Source organism: Thiolapillus sp., assembly GCF_048562965.1.
In the GTDB taxonomy this organism is placed as follows: Bacteria; Pseudomonadota; Gammaproteobacteria; order Chromatiales; family Chromatiaceae; genus Thiolapillus; species Thiolapillus brandeum_A.
Genome location: NZ_JBHNMF010001285.1, coordinates 1 through 727, shown reverse-complemented (window position 1 = coordinate 727; position 727 = coordinate 1). Strand labels below are relative to the sequence as shown.

1 protein-coding gene is annotated in these 727 nt (G+C 53.0%); it reads right to left on the bottom strand.

Annotated elements, in window-relative coordinates:
* Nucleotides 1-112: 112 nt before the first annotated feature.
* The gene (locus ACOCD2_RS23850; protein WP_419626275.1) at nucleotides 113-547 is read right to left on the bottom strand and encodes a restriction endonuclease subunit S; all 435 of its coding nucleotides are present in this window, start codon (nucleotides 545-547) and stop codon (nucleotides 113-115) included.
* Between the last annotated feature and the right edge of the window lie 180 nt (nucleotides 548-727).

Below are 727 nucleotides of genomic sequence, written 5' to 3'. Positions count from 1 at the left end.
GATATTGATCAGCCTCGGAAAGCTCAGAATGGCTGGCCTGCGTTACCTGCGGCAACAGACCCTTGCCGTCCAGATCAGAGCGAAGAAGGCCGTTCGGCACAGAAGGTTGCATCTATGCCACATCCTGCGGGAAAAGCTGCTGCATCAGGCCTTTCTTGAGGTTCTTGAGGGCGTCGAGCTTGTGCGACTCCAGCCCGATCACCTCATCAAGGGAGGAGAGGCAGTGGGCGATTTTTTGTTGTTCGCGGGCTTCCGTCGGATACGCTAGCTCCACCTCGGCAAGCTGTGTCTTTGAAATACCAAGAACCTTGGCTCCTTGCGCACGTTGTTGAATTTGCTTTCTGACCCCGCTGGATGCATACAGGTACGCTCCAAAACCAACGACAATTCGATGGTCAATCCGACTTGCCAAGATCGTGTGAAGGCCAGAAACCAGCCGCTGACCACCTATGTCGACTATCTCAATAGCCTTGCCGATGTCATCAACATCCTCAGACGCATCGGCAAGGACAATATCGCCTTCTTCGCAGAACGCATCTTCCTTCACCGAATCTGCTAGTGTGTCATTCACATAGGGTACGACCTCGTCATCTATTCTAAACGTGCGGGTAACTACTCACCCCTATCAGCATAGAGCTGTCCCGAAAAGGCCATTTGAATGGCGACCAGCGGATTGTATCCCTGATTTGCCATGGTCTGCAGGTAACTGGAGATGCGGCAATAGGCC